The sequence below is a fragment of the Micromonospora sp. NBC_01699 genome, assembly GCF_036250065.1.
Taxonomy (GTDB): Bacteria; Actinomycetota; Actinomycetes; order Mycobacteriales; family Micromonosporaceae; genus Micromonospora_G.
The window spans coordinates 1,808,866-1,824,200 of the sequence record NZ_CP109199.1; the positions used below are offsets into that span (position 1 = coordinate 1,808,866).

Below are 15,335 nucleotides of genomic sequence, written 5' to 3' on the forward strand. Positions count from 1 at the left end.
CGGTCAAGGGGTGGGGCGTTTTGCCTGTGGGATGGGGGGATTTTTGACCCATCCGACGAATCGGGCGGTGGCGATCTCGTGGGACATGCCGCTGACGATGGCGCGGTCGCGGAACCGATTCATGATCCCTTCCAGGCGGAGGTGATCGTCCTGGTAGTACGTCCACATGCGGCGTTTGTGGGTTGGGCATGGCCATTCTTCGCCGTCGTCGGTGCAGTACCAGTCTTGGTTCGGTCGGTGCAGGGAGCCCCGTGGTTCTGTCTCGTTGTGATCCATGTCGTTCTCCGGTCAGAGGAGGTGGACTCGTTCGGTGCGGCCGTCGGGGTTTTGTAGGGTGAGGCTTCCGTCGCCGCGTTCCATCAGGTCGAGGACCAGGTGGTAGACGACCAGTGCCCGGTTGATCGTGTCGGTCTTGGTGTCTCGGGTGCGTCCGCGGGCCAGGTCGAGGGCGTCCACCGCGCGCGGGGTGAGGTTGACGGTGACCTTCACCAGTGACCGTGTGCCGTCTGCGGTGGGGTCCGGCATGTTCCCGGTGGGAGGGGGCGGGGTTGGTTCGTCGGTCACGGGATCACGCCCGCTCCGGTGAGTAGTATCGATACCGGTGAGGTTGGCCTGGCCTCGGTCCATTCCTTGATCGCCCAGTCGAGTTGTCGGCACTCGTGGTCGTCCGTGCACTGTGGACAACGCCGGCCGTTAGCGTGGCCCTGGAGGGTCATGCGGACGGCCCACCAGATCCCGGCCCTGGTCAGCGGCTCATCCTGTCGGCTCATGTTGCCCCGCCCTCGGTGCCGGCCCGCGTGTCGGTGCTCGTGCCTCGCGCGAGGGCCTGTAGGAACTCGATCGCGCGATCCATGTACGGGCATCCGTACTGGGTGCAGTGGAGGCAGACCGGTCGCCAGAGGCGGTACCGGCGATGTCTGGTGACCTCCTCGCGAGCGATCCACTTCAACGTGTCGAGGCTCAGTTCCCCACTCATCGGTCACCCCGTGGGGTTCCGCCGGACGCGCTCCAGCGCCACGACCAGACCAGGCAGCAGGCTACGTCGCAGCACGTCACCGCCCTGCCCGCTCACCACTCGCCCGGCGTCAACACCAACGCCCGCGCCCGGTCGAACGCCGGACACCCGTCCTCGGTGCACTGCTCGCACCGGCTCTCCCGGTGCTGCGCGACGACCCGTAACGCGGTCAGGATCATTTCCTCGGCCTCGCTGCTCACGCCGGCCACCGCCCGTTGTTGCTGCGGGCCGGTCGGGCGCCGGTCGTGGATTGGCGTGGGCCGCCGATCGTCGCCGCGCCCACGATCAGGGTCACCAGGTGCCGGTCCGGCCGGACGACCCCGGGTGCCGGGTCGGGTGTCGTCGGCGGGGCCGCCCGCTCGACCGGGCCGGGTTCGGCGGCCGTTGCGAACCACTTCCGTCGTGTGCTGTTGATCGCCACTGCTCACCTCCGCGTCAGGTGGAGCGCGGTACGTGGCCTGTGCGAGCCAGCTCGGTCACGTCCCGCGCCCCGTACGCCCGGCCGGCACGGTGGCACCGGCGGGGCGTGATCGGGATGGGGGCGGGGCCACCCCCTCATGGACACCGCGCCCCCGGTGCGCCGGGCCAGCCACGGGGGTAGCTGGCCCGACGCGATCGGGGGGCGCGGCGGCCGTTGCGATTGAGGAGCGCCAGGCCGCCGCGCCGTAATCACGAGGTTACGGACGGCTGAACCGGGCGGTATTACTCGCGGTTATGCGTGCACATCCACGCCGACACGACGGGCCAGGATGCGCAGGTCGTCCGACATTGACCGGTCGCGGGCTCGGTGCACCATCGCTACGACCGAGTCGTGGGCGAGCGGGTTCAGCGTGAACGTAATTGGCGCCGCCCGTTCCGCTCGCATGAACGCGGTCAACGCCTCCCGGTCGTTGCGCCCCGAGTGCGCGAGTGCCCGTCCGAGGTCCAGCCAGTACGACTGATGCCGGATCACCGCGCGCAGCGGGTCAGGTCGTATCGCTCGTGCTACCTCGATGACCCGGCCGTACTCGCCCAGCTCGGCGGCGATCGACATCTCCCACAGCTTGACGTTCGTCGGCCCGAAGCACGCCTGGTTGAACCCTGCCCCGTCGATTGGGTCCCCGAGCGTGCTCGCCTCCCGGTCGGCCTCGGCGAGATGCCTACTCGCGTCATCGGCCCGGCCGTCCACCGCCGAGGTGAACGCCGCCGAGAGGTGGAGCTGGCCAAGCATCTGCCGTACGTCGGGCGCGGCTGCTGCGCCTTGGAGGTCGACGAGCGCCCGACTGGCGACCCGACTAGCGACGCTGGCCGCCTCAATCGGCAACGACTGGGTGGTGGCGAACCTGGCCGCCCCGATCCAGGCAGTATCTTCCGAGGTTTCGGCAGCGACCAAAGCAACCTTCGCCGCGACCCGCGCCAGGTGTCGGTATCCGAGGTGACGCAGGCACGCCGATGTCTGGTAACCGACCTGGGCCAGCGCCTGGCCTCCGTCGTCATGGCAGGCGGCGGCCAGCAGTAGCGCCGGTAGCTCCCGCGCCATGGCCGCATAGTTCGCCTGGTCCCGAAGCTCGGCAGTCCGCGCGATTTCGGCGCTCAGTTGCTCGCCGATCCGGTTCGGGGTGCGGCGCTCGCCTTCCTCGATCTCGATCAGGGCGGCCCAGATCGCCGGTACGGTGTCCGCAGCACCAGCCTTGATGGGGTCCGTTGGGTCGCCGGGCTGATCGAGCAGGTCGGCGACGGTGACCTGTAGAGCGGCGGCGATCCCGATGAGGGTGGCCCGCCGTTCGATAGTCTTCCGGCCACGTTCGACTTGCGAGATGTAAGCCTGGGAGAGCCCGGCGAGCCCGGCGAGCACGGTTTGGGTCATCCCACCGCGACGCAGGCGCCAGTATTTGATCCGTGCGCCGATCGTGTCTGTAGCCACGGTGATGCCTTCCCAGGTAGTGGTCTGGGCGGCGACCGCGCCAGCCGCTACAACTGGCGGGCCGCCACTTCGGACGGTACACCGGGGAAACGAACGAGGGGCCACCAAGGGTTGTGGGTACCCCCTCGCATGATCGTGCACCTACCTGGCCCGTACCTCCCGGATCCGTCGCCTCGACAGATCGAACGGGCAGGTTCTCCCAGGACCTGCCAAGCGAGGGGTCATCGCATGGATCCCTCGATCGGACGCCGGTGCGGGACGCGCCGTCCGGCCTTGGCCTCGGCACCTTAGGAGTCGGCTCGGTGCCGATAGACCTGCCGGCAGGTGAGGCCGAGATGCGGTTCACCTACAAGTTGGGCGGCCAGGTGATGCCTCTGAAGGTGCGCGGAGGGTCTGACGCTGTGGGTCACCCGCAGCCGACACGCTGAAATCGTCCGCCTCGTTGTACCTGGGGATGATGACCAGGAGGGACTGCGTAGATACTGCTGGGCTACCTTCTCGATCTCATGGTGAGGAGCAGGTGCCCAGCAGTCTGCGGTAGTGAGTGCCGTCGCTGCCCGCCGCACTCGTCAACGTGGCTGAAGCGATCATTCCAGCGCGTCGAGGACGTCGATGGTGAGCGCGAGCAAGTGCCGTCGTTGCTGATCAGAGCCTTGTGTGGACCGGCTTCAGCAGAAAGTCGCAGCTTCGATGTAAGGATACCCACTCGTCTGACCATTACCTGTAGAGCGACGCGTCAAGGAGGATCATGGAGGAAGAGGGACAGGCGGCTTGGTTCACGCGCCTCTACGTGCAGTTTCATCCACGAGTGCTGGCGTATGTCTCGCGACGAATCATTTCAGACCAGGCTCATGAGGTTGCCGATGAGACGTTCCTGATCGCCTGGCGAAGGCGCACACAGCTGCCAAAATCGGTTTTGCCCTGGCTGTTGGTGACTGCCAGGAACGTCATGAGCGAGCACGTGCGCCGAAGCCATCGTCAAGACGCGATTGCGGTTGAGCTAGCCAAATACGTTGAAACAACCACGCAAGGAGGGGCCGATGTTGTCGCGATCGAGCGCATCCTGGTGCTGACTGCGTTGACGAGGCTGAACGATCAGGATCGCGAAGCACTTATTCTCACAGTATGGGACGACTTGTCCCATACTCAGGCTGCCCTGGTGGCGGGTTGCTCTGTACCCACATTCGCAGTGCGGGTGCACCGAGCGCGTCGTCGTCTGGCGGCCGCGCTCGAACAACTTGACGCAACTAACACCTTTGGTGAACGGAATGAAAATGCCGTACGCGATGACAGGAAAAGCTTAGGCCGCAGTTCCGGTGGGTCTCTACCCGCTACCCGTCGGGCTACCAGTGAGCACACATGAAAGAGAACCATCATGAGCAGGCAAGTTAAGAATGCGCTGCGTCGTATGGAGGCGCAGAGGTTCCCCGACCACCGGCCACCGGGCACCGATCTGCCGATTGGGACTCGCTGGTACAGCGATGCGTACGACGAAATGGAGAGCCCCTCGCCGCGAGTGCCTTGGCTCCTGAAGCGCCGAGCCATATTGGCTGTCGGGCTGGCGGCCCTGGTGGGTGCAGGGGTCCTGCTCGTTCCGTCGCTCAACAGTGAGAGTGCGTACGCGGCAACGCCGCCGATGTTGACGTATGAATCGACGATGAAATATCGGACCGCACAAGAAGCCTTTTTGGATCTCGCCCTCCGTGCTCAAATTCAACCACCAGCGACAGGATCAGGCCCCTATCACTACCTGCAAAAGCGCGGATGGTACCTAAACGTCGCGGCCGACACGGAGAATCGTGTCCTGCACTCGGGTATCGAGATCATGGAAAGGGAGCAATGGATTGCGAATGATGGTTCCGGTCGACTTAAGGTGACAACTGGCACCAAGATAAATCGGGACGAGCAATTCTCTGCGGGCGGCTTGCCTGGAGATTTCATCGCAGGCGAAACGACACCGGAGTCTTTGCGTAAGACTTTCGAGCGGAGCACGTCATTCGACACCTTAAGGGCCGTCACGGATCTCTGGTTGAAGCAGGTGGTGCCTCCAACGCTGCAAAGTGGTTTGCTCAACATGCTAGCCACGCAACCCGATCTGAAATTCATGGGCAACGCAACCGACCGGATCGGCCGACGAGGGGTTGCCATAGGCGCCGAGAAGCGTGACCGAGTTGCTGAGCGCCTCATACTGGTGTTCGACGCGAACACTGGAGCTTTGCTCGACTCAGAGAATATCGCACTTGAGCGGGGAGGGTTGCCGATTGAGGTACCTGCCACCGTTAATTATACGGTGTGGATCGGTAGCGGCTACACCACGACAACCGCGCAACGACCATGAGGACAGGAGCGACGGATAGTGCTCTGACATGCTGCTGCGTTGCGAAAATCTGGCACGTAGGTCAAATTGAGAAAGGGGCGGCTGTAATTCGGAACAGGTCAAACCGGTGGTTGTTGCGTGGTTCACTTGGCCAGTGTGGGTCGTCGCCTCCGCGAGCTTCATAGAATCTGACGATCGGCAATTGCCGACATGATGGCGCCTTCGTGCGTCCATCAGGGGCGCCAACAAGAGCGGATGGGTTCTAGCATGCGAGGGGCCACCGCTAGGAAATCATAGCGCGGTGGCCGCTCACTTCAATGACTCGTCGTTGCTGCAAATCTCGGCGATTGATCGAGATTTGGCGTCGAACGAAAATGGACTTACCTCAGCCGTTCCAGATCTGCAACTCGCCGACGTTGTCGTTGTAGGTCGATGTCAAATTACTGAGCGACACGTTAAATTCTGCCCAGGCACTGCCGTCAATCGTGTGTAGACGTACCCGATCGCAGTTGCTTTGATAGCCCCGCTCGATTGAGCTGAGATGCGTGCTCCACCAACCCGATGGATTCCAGTAGTAACCGTATTCGTCACATGGTTCGGATCCGTAGTAGTCCCAGTACTCGCCTTCGTATCCCGCGGCTGACCACGCCCTGAACAGGTGGGTGGAGGCCACCGCAGATGTGGCTACCTCACCTCCGGTAACTGCGTTGGTTGCCGCTAGGATGCCGGCCAGTTCATTCTGCACCTCGATGTCTTGCAGGTGTGCGCGTGTGTCGAAGGAATGCGGGGAGCAGTGGCGGTACAGCTCGGGAGATATCGTAGCGGGGTTTGAAGCCTTTCCGAGGACCACCACGCAATACTGACCTGATTTCTCCGACGTACTGCCGGCTGCTTGTGCAGGCGCTACCGCACCAACCAGTACGGCGACCACCACTGATGTGGCGGCGAGTAGCCTCTTGTTCAGTCGCACGCTGCCTCCCGACGACTCTGGAATAGGACATTGGTCCGTTGTGGTTGAGGTCAACTAGGTTCCAGTCAATTGACCTTTGTCGATCTCGTTGCCTCGGTAGGAACGTTGTATCACTTCTTCGTGAAGCAATCAGGCCCGCAGGTCGATTAGACCACTCCATTCGCATCATCACTTGACAGAGTGGGTCGGCTACGCTCGGTAGTCACTCGCCCAAAAAGCATGACTTTCTGGACATGCGGCTACTACGTACTGTGATATTTGCTGAACGGACGTTCGGGCGAGGGTCGCAAAAAATTGGAAGTGATCAATTTCATAGCAGGGGTCCTGTCGTTGCCAACCACCCCTCGCCGTGCGAAGCGAGCGCTACGGCCTGCGGGCAGATGAGCCAAACACGGAACAACCACCGCTCGTGAGGGGGCGTGAGCCGGGTCTGGAATGGCGGCGCGTGGCACGGGCCCCCGATCGCGCAGCAGCGCTCGCTAGAGGGGAGTGCCCAGGGGGCCGTGTTCGGCTTCCAGGGCTTCGGCCCAGTAGGCGGGGAAGTCGGGTTGGGTGCCGTCGACGTCGGTGAAGCCGTACTTCGGGTAGAGGGCGGCGGTGGAGAGGGCGCGGCCGGTCATGGTGAGTACGTCCGGGTCGGCGGCGAGGGCGGCGACCGCCCGACCGAGGTACGCGGGTGTCTCCGACCGGGCGAAGTGCGGGTCCTCGGCGATCGCGTCCCGCCAGTTCGCCTCGGTCACTCCGAGGTAATCGAGTACGGCTTCCGAGCGCAGGAAGCCCGGCGTGATGGCAACCGCCGTCACCCCGTACGGTCGCAGTTCTGCCGCCTGTGCGACGGCCAGCCGGATGACCGCGGACTTGGCCAGGTCGTAGAAGATGCTGCCCCGGTAGCGGGCGGTGTTGCCGTCGGTCACCTCGACCACCAGCCCCCGGCCACCGGCAACCAGCAGCGGGAGCGCGTAGCGACTGGTGACGATGTGGGTGTCGACGGCCTGGTGCAACAGCCGCAGGCCGGTGTCGAGATCCTGCTGCCAGATGGGGTTGGTCCAGTCGGTCAGCGGGTCACCGCCCCAGATCGAGTTGACCAGGATGTCGAGGCGGCCGTCCTGTTCGGCGGTGATCTGCTCGACCAGGGCCCGGACCTGGTCGGGCTGGCTGTGGTCGACGCGCACCGGGATGCCGGTGCCGCCGGCGGCGGTGACCTGCTCGGCGGTCTGCTCGATGGTCTCCGGACGGTCCAACTCCGAGCGTCCGGCCCGGCTGCTGCGTCCGGTGACGTAGACGGTCGCGCCGGCCGCGCCGAGTTGTACGGCGATGCCCCGCCCGCCGCCTCGGGTGCCGCCCGCCACCAGGGCAACCTGTCCGGTCAAGGGCTGTTCGGGAGTGCTCATCGGGTGCTGCCGCCTTCCGTCCTTCGTTGCGGGGTGCCGGCAGTCCCGTGAACCGGGGGAGTGCCGGCAACGATGGTAAATGGTGGTTCATTTACTATCAACTACACTGCCATCCATGAGTCCCCGACCCCTGGCCTTCACCGACGACCGGATTCTCTCCGCCGCCGCCTCGGCGATCGCCGACATCGGCCCGGCCGCGCTCACCCTGGCCGATGTCGCGCAGCGTACGGGCGCTTCGCCGGCCACCCTGGTCAAGCGCTTCGGCTCCAAGCGCGGGTTGCTGGTCGCGGTGTCCCGTCGGGGGGTGCAGGACGTCACGGAGGCGTTCCGCGAGCCCCGGCGGGAAGGGGTGTCGGCGCTGGACCGGCTGGAGGACGTACTGGCCGGGCTGACCGGGGGCATCAAACGGCACGAGCAGATGGCCCATCATGTGGCCTTCCTGATGATGGACCTCACCGACCCCGAGTTGTACGCCCAGGCCGGCGACTTCACCGCCGCGCTGCGCGACGGCATCCGGGGCCTGCTGGCCGAGGCGGCGCGTACCGGAGAGTTGGCCGGTGCCGGTGCCGGTGCTGAGCTGGACGAGCTTGCCGAGGCGCTGCTCATCGCCTACAACGGCATGATGATCACCTGGGCGCTGCAACCCCGGGGGGTGCTGGGCGACCGGGTCAGAGGTCAGTTCCGGTTCCTGCTTCGGCCGTACCGTCGGCGGTTGGATCCCTGATCCGGACACCGCGCGGGACGGCACCCCGATGAGTCGGTGTGCCGTCCCGGCTGGTGCCAGTCGCGCTTCCTGATCCGGTCAGCCGGTCAGGGGCCGTCGGATCAGGACTCGTGCATCCGTCGGCGGTAGAGGAAGACGAGCAGCCCACCCACTACGACCATGCTGGTTCCGGCCGCGGTCAGCACCGGGATCAGGGTGCTTCCGCCGCCGGGGCCGGTGATCGGCAGGTGGCTGCGGGTCGGCCTGCCGGTGGGCGGCCCGGTCGGGGTGCCCGTGGGCGGCCCGGTGGGCGTGCCGGTCGGGGTGCCGGTCGGGGTGCCGGTCGGGGTGCCGGTCGGGGTGCCGGTTGGCGTACCCGTCGGGGTCGAGGTGGGGGTGCCGGTCGGCTGGGAGCAGATCGGTTCGGTGATCGTGTTGGTGTCGAGGGTGACGGCGCCGGTCTCGGCCAGGGCGCGGCCCTGGAGGGTGGCGCCGGTGTTCATGGTGATGGATGTGGCGGCGAGGATGTTGCCGACGAAGATGGTGCCGGTGTCGATGGTGGCGGAGCTGCCGATCTGCCAGTAGACGTTGCAGGGGGAGGCGCCGTTGATGAAGATCACGCTGCTGTTGGGGGCGGTGGTGAGGGTGGAGTCGATCTGGAAGATCCAGACGGCGGCGGGGTCGTTCTGGGAGTCGAGGGTGAGTTGGCCGGTGAGTTGGGCGGCGCCGATCCGGTAGACACCGTGGATGAGGGTGCTGCCGCCGAGCTCGGCGGGAAGGTTGGTGAAGGGGGTGCGGCCGGCGGCGTCGTTGTAGGCGGTGGTGAGGTCGTTCTTCGCTTGCAGGGCGACGGCGTCGGCGAGGTGGATGGCGCCGCCGACGAGTCCGGGTGGGAAGCCGGTGGCGGTGTTGCCGGGGCTGACGCCGAGATCCTGGGCGAGGAAGCTGGGGCCGGTGTTGGTGACGGTGGAACCGGCGAGGACGGAGAAGTTCGCGGCGGTACCGAGACCGACGGGAGCCTGGGCGGCCTGGGCGCCGCTGTTGTTGACCAGGAGCAGGGCGACCGAGGTGACGACGGCCACCGCGGCGAGTCCTACGGATGCGGGCAGCAACGCCCGGCGAACATGATGAGTGACTGTAACCGTCACAGAACGGCCCTCCCGTGAGCACGGCCGGCAAAAGACGACTCAACGGGTCGTGGAGCGCCGAAATAGCCGGTTGGTGAGTTAACCCCTGGTTGGCGGGTTTCCACGACCATAGCTAGGCAAATCGGGTCGGAGTGGTCAAATCATCAGGATCCGATCGCTGCCGTACGAGTTGACTCGGCGACTCCGCAATGCCCGGCCCCCGGTCCCGGTCCAGATTTCGGTCCCGGAGTTGCCTTCCTGAGGTCAACCGGCTCCGCGCGGGCACCGATCGGGCCTGCTGTTGAGCGGCATCCTGGCTCGGGTCGATGCGAGCTGGACGGCTACTAGGCGCTCCCATGACCGCGAAGAGTTTGGCTCGCGCTGACCGGCCAAACTCTTCGAGATCATGAAAGTTGACAAGATCCGCGAGACAGCACCCGGGCGTCGTCCGGTGGCGTCAGTGGCGGAGTTCGCCGTGCTCCACGCAGACCGCCGACCAGCCGGTCGGTAGGACCTGCACCTTCATCCGGCGTCGGCACTGCGGGCAGAACCGGGGCGGCTCCAGCGCACGGGCCGCCGCGCAGGCGGCGTGCGAGCCGTCCCCGGTGGACCGGCCGCACCGGTCGCACCAGGGGGCCGCCGCTGTCGTCACCGGCTCTGCTCCGCTCGCAATCACCGGATTTCCCCTGCTCAGAGCGTCGCGGAGAGGGCCTTGACCGGCATCTTCAGCTCGTCGAGCAGCGCCAGGTCGGCGTCGGCCGGACGGCCCAGCGTGGTCAGGTAGTTGCCGACGATCACCGCGTTGATGCCGCCGAGCAGCCCGTCCCGGGTGCCGAGGTCACCGAGGGTGATCTCCCGTCCGCCGGCGAACCGGAGGATCGTACGCGGCATCGCCAGCCGGAACGCGGCGATCGCCCGCAGCGCGTCCTTGCCCTCGACCACCGGCTGGTCACCGAGCGGAGTACCCGGCCTCGGGTTGAGGAAGTTCAGCGGCACCTCGTGCGGGTCGAGCTCGGCGAGCTGCGCGGCGAACTCGGCCCGCTGCTCCACCGACTCGCCCAGGCCCAGGATGCCGCCGCAGCAGACCTCCATGCCGGACTCGCGCACCATCCGCAGGGTCTCCCACCGCTCCTCGAACGAGTGGGTGGTGACCACGTTCGGGAAGTACGACCGGCAGGTCTCCAGGTTGTGGTTGTAGCGGTGCACGCCCATGTCGACCAACTCGTCGACCTGCTCCTGGCTGAGCATGCCGAGCGAGGCGGCGACCTGGATGTCCACCTCCGCCTTGATCGCGGCCACACCCTCGCGCATCTGCTTCATCAGCCGCGCGTCCGGGCCGCGTACGGCGGCGACGATGCAGAACTCGGTCGCACCGGTCTTCGCCGTCTGCTTCGCCGCCTCGACCAGCGACGGGATGTCCAGCCAGACCGAGCGGACCGGCGAGGCGAACAGCCCCGACTGGGAGCAGAAGTGGCAGTCCTCCGGGCAGCCGCCCGTCTTCAGTGAGACGATGCCCTCGACCTCGACCTCCGGGCCGCACCAGCGCATCCGCACGTCGTGGGCGAGTTGCAGGGCGGCGGGCAGGTGCTCGTCGGGGAGGCGCAACACGGCGAGCACGCTGGCCTCGTCGAGACCGACACCTTCACCGAGCACCTGGGCACGCGCCCGGTCGAGGATCTCTGGCATGGTCGTACCCTACAAGGGGTTGGCCCATCGATGGGAGCCGCCGGTTTCGCCGGCCGTCGTGTCTCCCGGCTCCGGCCGTCGTGTCTCCCGGCTTCCGCGCCGGTCGAGCCGGCGATCACGGCCAGCCGGACCGGAACCGGTTCCGGTGCGCCGGTCGCCCGGCCCGGTTGTCGGCGCAACCGGCTAAGGTGACCGTCGCCCGGCGTCGCGTCCGTGGAACGGTCCGCCGTACGGCCCGCCTTCCCGGCCGGCGCCCGGCGAAGTGGTAATTTTCGCCCGTCGGGACGGGGTCGGCGGGCACGGACGTGATCATGCCGGGCCGGGTGGTCCCGGCCGGGCCGGGCAGACGGGAGTCGACGTGGCGAGCTGGCTGGAGGCGCTGGACCGGCGTGCCCAGCTACGGGCCAAGGCGGGCCTGACCCGGCAACTGCGCCCCCGTGGCGCGACCGACCCGGTGGCCGACCTCGCCGGCAACGACTACCTCGGGCTGGCCCGGCATCCGGCGGTCACCGCCGCCGCCACCGGGGCACTGCACGCGTACGGGCTGGGCGCCACCGGATCGCGCCTGGTGCGCGGCTCGACCGACCTGCACACCACACTGGAACAGGCACTGGCCGACTGGTTCGGCGCCGAGCGGGCCCTGGTCTACTCCTCCGGCTACCTCGCCAACCTCGGTGCCGTACGGGCGCTGGTCCGGCCGCGTACGTTGCTCGTCTCGGACGCGCACAACCACGCCTCGCTGATCGACGGGTGCCGGCTGTCCGGGGCGCAGACCGTGGTCACCCCGCACAACGACGTCGCCGCCGTCGAGGCCGCCCTGGTGGCGGCACCGGGACGGCCGGCGGTGGTGGTGACCGAGTCGGTGTTCTCCGTCGACGGCGACCTCGCCCCGCTGGCCCGGCTGCACGAGGTGGCCCGCCGGCACGGGGCACTGCTGCTGGTCGACGACGCGCACGCGGTGGGCGTACTCGGTCCGGGTGGAGCCGGCGCGGTGGTCGACGCCGGCCTGGCCGGCGCACCGGACGTGGTCGTCACCGCGACGCTCTCCAAGGCGCTCGGCGGGGCCGGCGGCGTGGTCGCCGGGCCGGTGGAACTGGTCCGGCACCTGGTGGAGACCGGCCGGACCTTCATCTACGACACCGCGCTGCCGCCGGCCGTGGCGGCGGGTGTGCTCGCCGCCACCGGGCTGGCGCGGGCCGGTGACCCGCTGCGGGCCGAGCTGGCCGACCGGGCCGCCACCGTCGTTCGCCGCCTCGGCCTGGCCGGACTGGACGTGTCGGCACCGGCGGCCGGGGTTGTCTCGGTGACCGCGCCGGGGCCCGAGGCGGCGACCGCGTGGGCGGCCGACTGCCTGGACCGGGGGGTCGCGGTCGGCTGCTTCCGCCCACCATCCACTCCGGACAGTCGGTCCCGGCTCCGGCTGACGATCAACACCGGGGTGCCCCGGGCCGAGTTCGACCGGGCCCTGGACGTGATCGTGGAGTGTGCCCCGTGAACGTCTCCGCCAACCATGGGCCGATCAGGGGGTGGGCCCGGTGAGCGTCACCTCGTGGCGGGGACCGATCCTGGTCACCGGCACCGACACCGACGTGGGCAAGACCGTGGTCACCGCGGCGATCACCGCCGCCGCGCAGGCGGCCGGGCTGCGGGTCGCGGTCATCAAACCCGGCCAGACCGGTACGGTGACCGGCGCCCCATCGGACATCGACACGATCAACCGGTTGGCCGCCCCGCTGACCGCCCGTACGCTGGCGAACTTTCCCGAACCGCTGGCCCCGCTGGCGGCGGCGAGGGTCGCGGCGGCGGAACCCCTGGAGCTGTACGCGGTGGTCGACGCGATACGCGCCGAAGCCGACAAACACGACCTGGTGCTGGTCGAGGGGGCCGGTGGGCTGCTGGTGCCGATGGGCGTACGCCCCTCCGGCGAACCGTGGACCGTCGCCGACCTGGCCGTGTCGCTCGGTGCGCCGGCCGTGGTGGTCAGCCGCGCCGGACTCGGCACGCTCAACCACACCGCGCTCACCCTGGAGGCGTTGGAACGGCGCGCGGTGCCGGCCGGGGTGGTGCTGGGCGCCTGGCCGAACGAGCCGGAGCTGGTGCACTGGGCCAACCTCAGCGAGCTGGTGCCGAACATGGTCGGCGCGCTGCCGGACGGGGCCGGCGCAATGGATCCCGGTGTGTTCCGGCGCTCCGCGCCCGGCTGGCTCACCCCCGCCCTGTACGGCGTGCTCGACGACTGGCGTACCTGGGCCGACGACGTGCACTGAGCGGCCCGGCGTCACCGGGACGGGAAGGCCGGGACAGGTCAGGTCACGCCGGCGCGTCTGGCTTCCGGGCCGCGATGACCAGGGCGTCGGGCATGCGGAAGGAGAGGTTGTCCGGGCACCAGGGTGCGCGTACGACGGTGACGTCACGCAGCAGCGGCGCGGTCTCGGCGACCACCACGGCGGCCTCCATCCGGGTGAGCTGGGCCCCGACGCAACGGTGCGCGCCGGCACCGAAGGCGAGGTGCCGGCGGGATCCGGGCTGGCCGGGCCGGAACTCCTCCGGCTCCGCGACCACCGCCGGGTCCCGGCCGGCGCGGGCCAGCCAGAGTACGACGCTGCGCCCCGCCGGTACGGCGACACCGCCGAGCGTGGTGTCCCGGACGGCGACCCGACGCCAGGTGACGATCGGCGGCTCCAGCCGGAGTCCCTCCTCCACCACGTCGGCCACCTCGACCGTGCCGTCGGCCAGCCCACACAGCACCTCGGGCTCGCCGGTGAGCCGGTGCAGCAGCAGGGTCAGGAACTGTGACGTCGTCTCCTGCCCGGCGACCAGCAGGAAGAACAGGGCGCCGACCACCACGTCCGTCGGGTGGCCGGCGGCGCGCAGCCGGGCGGCGAGCCCGGAGCCGGTGGCGGCGAAGTCTCGCAGCACGGTGTGGAAACGGCCCACGATGTCGGCCAGGGCCCGCTGACGGGCGGTGTCGACCGGGGCCCAGAACAGTTCGAGCGCGGACCGGGTGAACTCCTTGACCACCTCGATCCGGGCGTCGGGCAGGTCGACCAGCCGGCCGAGCACCAGCAGCGGCAGATCGGCGGCGAGGTCCGCGTACAGGTCGACCGGGCGGCCGGCGGCAAGCTCCGCGGCGAGCCGGGTGATTCGGGTACGGACCACGCCGGTCAGCCAGTCCCGCTGCTCGGCGACCCGCACCGGGTGCAGGGCGTCGGCGACGATGGTCCGGATCGCCGGGTGGCTGTGTCCACTGTTGTTCGCCAGCGTCGGCGGCAGCCGGAACCCGTACCCGGCGAGGATCCGCAGGGCGGCGATCGGCATCGGGCTCATCGCGTCCAGCGCGTTGTCCGGCCGGTACGTCTGCGGGTCGGCGAGGACCTGGCGGACCAGGGCGTGCCGGGTCACCACCAGGTGGTCGACGTCGACGTGGTCGGCGACGGTGGTCACGTCCGGCCACGGCCGGTCCACGGTCCCCGCCGCCCAACTGCGGAACAGCACGCCGACACGCTACCCAGCGGCACCCGGCTTGCCGGGATCGAGTTCCCAGACCGTGGTGGGCTTCACCCGTACGCTCTCCAGCGCGGGCGGGACCGGCACGTCGTAGCTGGCCAGCTTGATGAACCGGCCCCGGGGCAGGAACGCCCGGTCCGGGTCGCCGACCAGCACCCGCGCCCCGCCGCGGGCGGCGCGGAGCAGGAAGCGCAGCACCCGGTTGGCCATCGCCTGGCTGTAGAAGACGTCCCCGGCGAGCACGAGCTGGGCGTCACCGGCGGAGTCGTCGTCGAGGATGTCGGCGACGGTGATGTCGACCGGGACGTCGTTGGCCAGCGCGTTCAGCTCGATCGCGGCGCCGGCCCGCTCGTCGATCTCGACCGCGCGTACGTGTGCGGCTCCGGCGCGGGCGGCGGCGATGGCGACCAGCCCGGAGCCGGAGGCGAAGTCGAGCACCCGGCGACCGGCCACCTCGTCCGGGTGGTCGAGCAGGTACCGGGCCAGGGCCTGGCCGCCGGCCCAGGCGAAGGCCCAGAACGGCGGCGGCTGTTCGCTGCGGAACTCACCCTCGGTGAGCTGCCACAGACCTATCGGCTCGTCGGCCTGGTGCAGTCGTACCTCCGGGACGAAGGCGACCGGGGCCAGCCGGGCGTGCAGGCGGACGAACGCCGCCGAGGTTTCGGACACCACCCGGATTGTGCCGGGCCGGTCGGTGCCGGCGTGTCGCGGGGGCC

Annotated in this window: 17 protein-coding genes; 5 read left to right on the forward strand and 12 right to left on the reverse strand. The window is 68.5% G+C overall.

Annotation, left to right across the window (positions count from 1 at the left end):
* Positions 1-3: 3 nt before the first annotated feature.
* The 5 genes from OG792_RS08190 to OG792_RS08210 form a co-directional block, all read right to left on the reverse strand.
* Entirely contained in the window at positions 4-276 is a 273-nt protein-coding gene (locus OG792_RS08190; protein ID WP_329108622.1) for a hypothetical protein, read from the reverse strand.
* 12 nt (positions 277-288) lie between these two features.
* Complete coding sequence (locus OG792_RS08195; RefSeq protein ID WP_329108623.1) at positions 289-564, reverse strand: hypothetical protein; 276 nt, start codon at positions 562-564, stop codon at positions 289-291.
* A gap of 504 nt (positions 565-1,068) precedes the next feature.
* A complete protein-coding gene (locus tag OG792_RS08200) occupies positions 1,069-1,215 on the reverse strand; it encodes a hypothetical protein (protein ID WP_329108624.1) in 147 nt (48 codons plus the stop codon).
* On the reverse strand, positions 1,212-1,436 hold the full coding sequence (locus OG792_RS08205) for a hypothetical protein (protein WP_329108625.1): 225 nt from the start codon (positions 1,434-1,436) through the stop codon (positions 1,212-1,214). The genes OG792_RS08200 and OG792_RS08205 overlap by 4 nt, the downstream gene beginning before the upstream one ends.
* 291 nt (positions 1,437-1,727) lie before the next feature.
* Entirely contained in the window at positions 1,728-2,918 is a 1,191-nt protein-coding gene (locus OG792_RS08210; protein WP_329108626.1) for a helix-turn-helix domain-containing protein, read from the reverse strand.
* 748 nt (positions 2,919-3,666) lie between these two features.
* Here OG792_RS08210 and OG792_RS08215 point away from each other — a divergent pair.
* Together OG792_RS08215 and OG792_RS08220 are read left to right on the forward strand one after the other, a co-directional pair.
* Positions 3,667-4,281, forward strand: coding sequence for an RNA polymerase sigma factor (locus tag OG792_RS08215; RefSeq protein ID WP_329108627.1), 615 nt, complete (start codon positions 3,667-3,669; stop codon positions 4,279-4,281).
* 12 nt (positions 4,282-4,293) lie between these two features.
* Positions 4,294-5,256, forward strand: coding sequence for a hypothetical protein (locus OG792_RS08220; RefSeq protein ID WP_329108628.1), 963 nt, complete (start codon positions 4,294-4,296; stop codon positions 5,254-5,256).
* Positions 5,257-5,620: 364 nt separating this feature from the next.
* Here the strand turns inward: OG792_RS08220 and OG792_RS08225 are convergent, their stop codons facing one another.
* A complete protein-coding gene (locus tag OG792_RS08225) occupies positions 5,621-6,205 on the reverse strand; it encodes a hypothetical protein (protein WP_329108629.1) in 585 nt (194 codons plus the stop codon).
* Positions 6,206-6,684: 479 nt separating this feature from the next.
* A complete protein-coding gene (locus OG792_RS08230) occupies positions 6,685-7,596 on the reverse strand; it encodes an SDR family oxidoreductase (RefSeq protein ID WP_329108630.1) in 912 nt (303 codons plus the stop codon).
* A gap of 115 nt (positions 7,597-7,711) precedes the next feature.
* Between OG792_RS08230 and OG792_RS08235 the strand changes: the two genes are divergently transcribed.
* Positions 7,712-8,320 (forward strand): TetR/AcrR family transcriptional regulator, encoded by a 609-nt coding sequence (locus OG792_RS08235; protein WP_329108631.1) that lies wholly within the window; start codon positions 7,712-7,714, stop codon positions 8,318-8,320.
* Positions 8,321-8,421: 101 nt separating this feature from the next.
* Here OG792_RS08235 and OG792_RS08240 read toward each other — a convergent pair whose 3' ends face one another.
* The 3 genes from OG792_RS08240 to bioB form a co-directional block, all read right to left on the reverse strand.
* Positions 8,422-9,447, reverse strand: a complete 1,026-nt coding sequence (locus OG792_RS08240; RefSeq protein ID WP_329108632.1) for an ice-binding family protein — start codon at positions 9,445-9,447, stop codon at positions 8,422-8,424.
* Between the two features lie 436 nt (positions 9,448-9,883).
* The gene (gene bsaP, locus OG792_RS08245) at positions 9,884-10,102 is read right to left on the reverse strand and encodes a biotin synthase auxiliary protein BsaP (RefSeq protein ID WP_329108633.1); all 219 of its coding nucleotides are present in this window, start codon (positions 10,100-10,102) and stop codon (positions 9,884-9,886) included.
* 14 nt (positions 10,103-10,116) lie between these two features.
* Positions 10,117-11,112, reverse strand: a complete 996-nt coding sequence (gene bioB, locus OG792_RS08250) for a biotin synthase BioB (RefSeq protein ID WP_329108634.1) — start codon at positions 11,110-11,112, stop codon at positions 10,117-10,119.
* Positions 11,113-11,470: 358 nt separating this feature from the next.
* Here bioB and OG792_RS08255 point away from each other — a divergent pair, with 358 nt between their 5' ends.
* Complete coding sequence (locus OG792_RS08255; protein ID WP_329108635.1) at positions 11,471-12,607, forward strand: 8-amino-7-oxononanoate synthase; 1,137 nt, start codon at positions 11,471-11,473, stop codon at positions 12,605-12,607.
* Between the two features lie 31 nt (positions 12,608-12,638).
* Positions 12,639-13,379 carry a dethiobiotin synthase gene (bioD, locus tag OG792_RS08260; RefSeq protein WP_329108636.1) on the forward strand — a complete coding sequence of 247 codons (741 nt, stop codon included), beginning with the start codon at positions 12,639-12,641 and terminating at the stop codon, positions 13,377-13,379.
* Positions 13,380-13,422: 43 nt separating this feature from the next.
* Here the strand turns inward: bioD and OG792_RS08265 are convergent, their stop codons facing one another.
* On the reverse strand, positions 13,423-14,607 hold the full coding sequence (locus OG792_RS08265; protein WP_329108637.1) for a cytochrome P450: 1,185 nt from the start codon (positions 14,605-14,607) through the stop codon (positions 13,423-13,425).
* A gap of 9 nt (positions 14,608-14,616) precedes the next feature.
* Positions 14,617-15,288: a class I SAM-dependent methyltransferase gene (locus OG792_RS08270; RefSeq protein WP_329108638.1), complete on the reverse strand. Its 672-nt coding sequence runs from the start codon at positions 15,286-15,288 to the stop codon at positions 14,617-14,619.
* Positions 15,289-15,335: the final 47 nt, after the last annotated feature.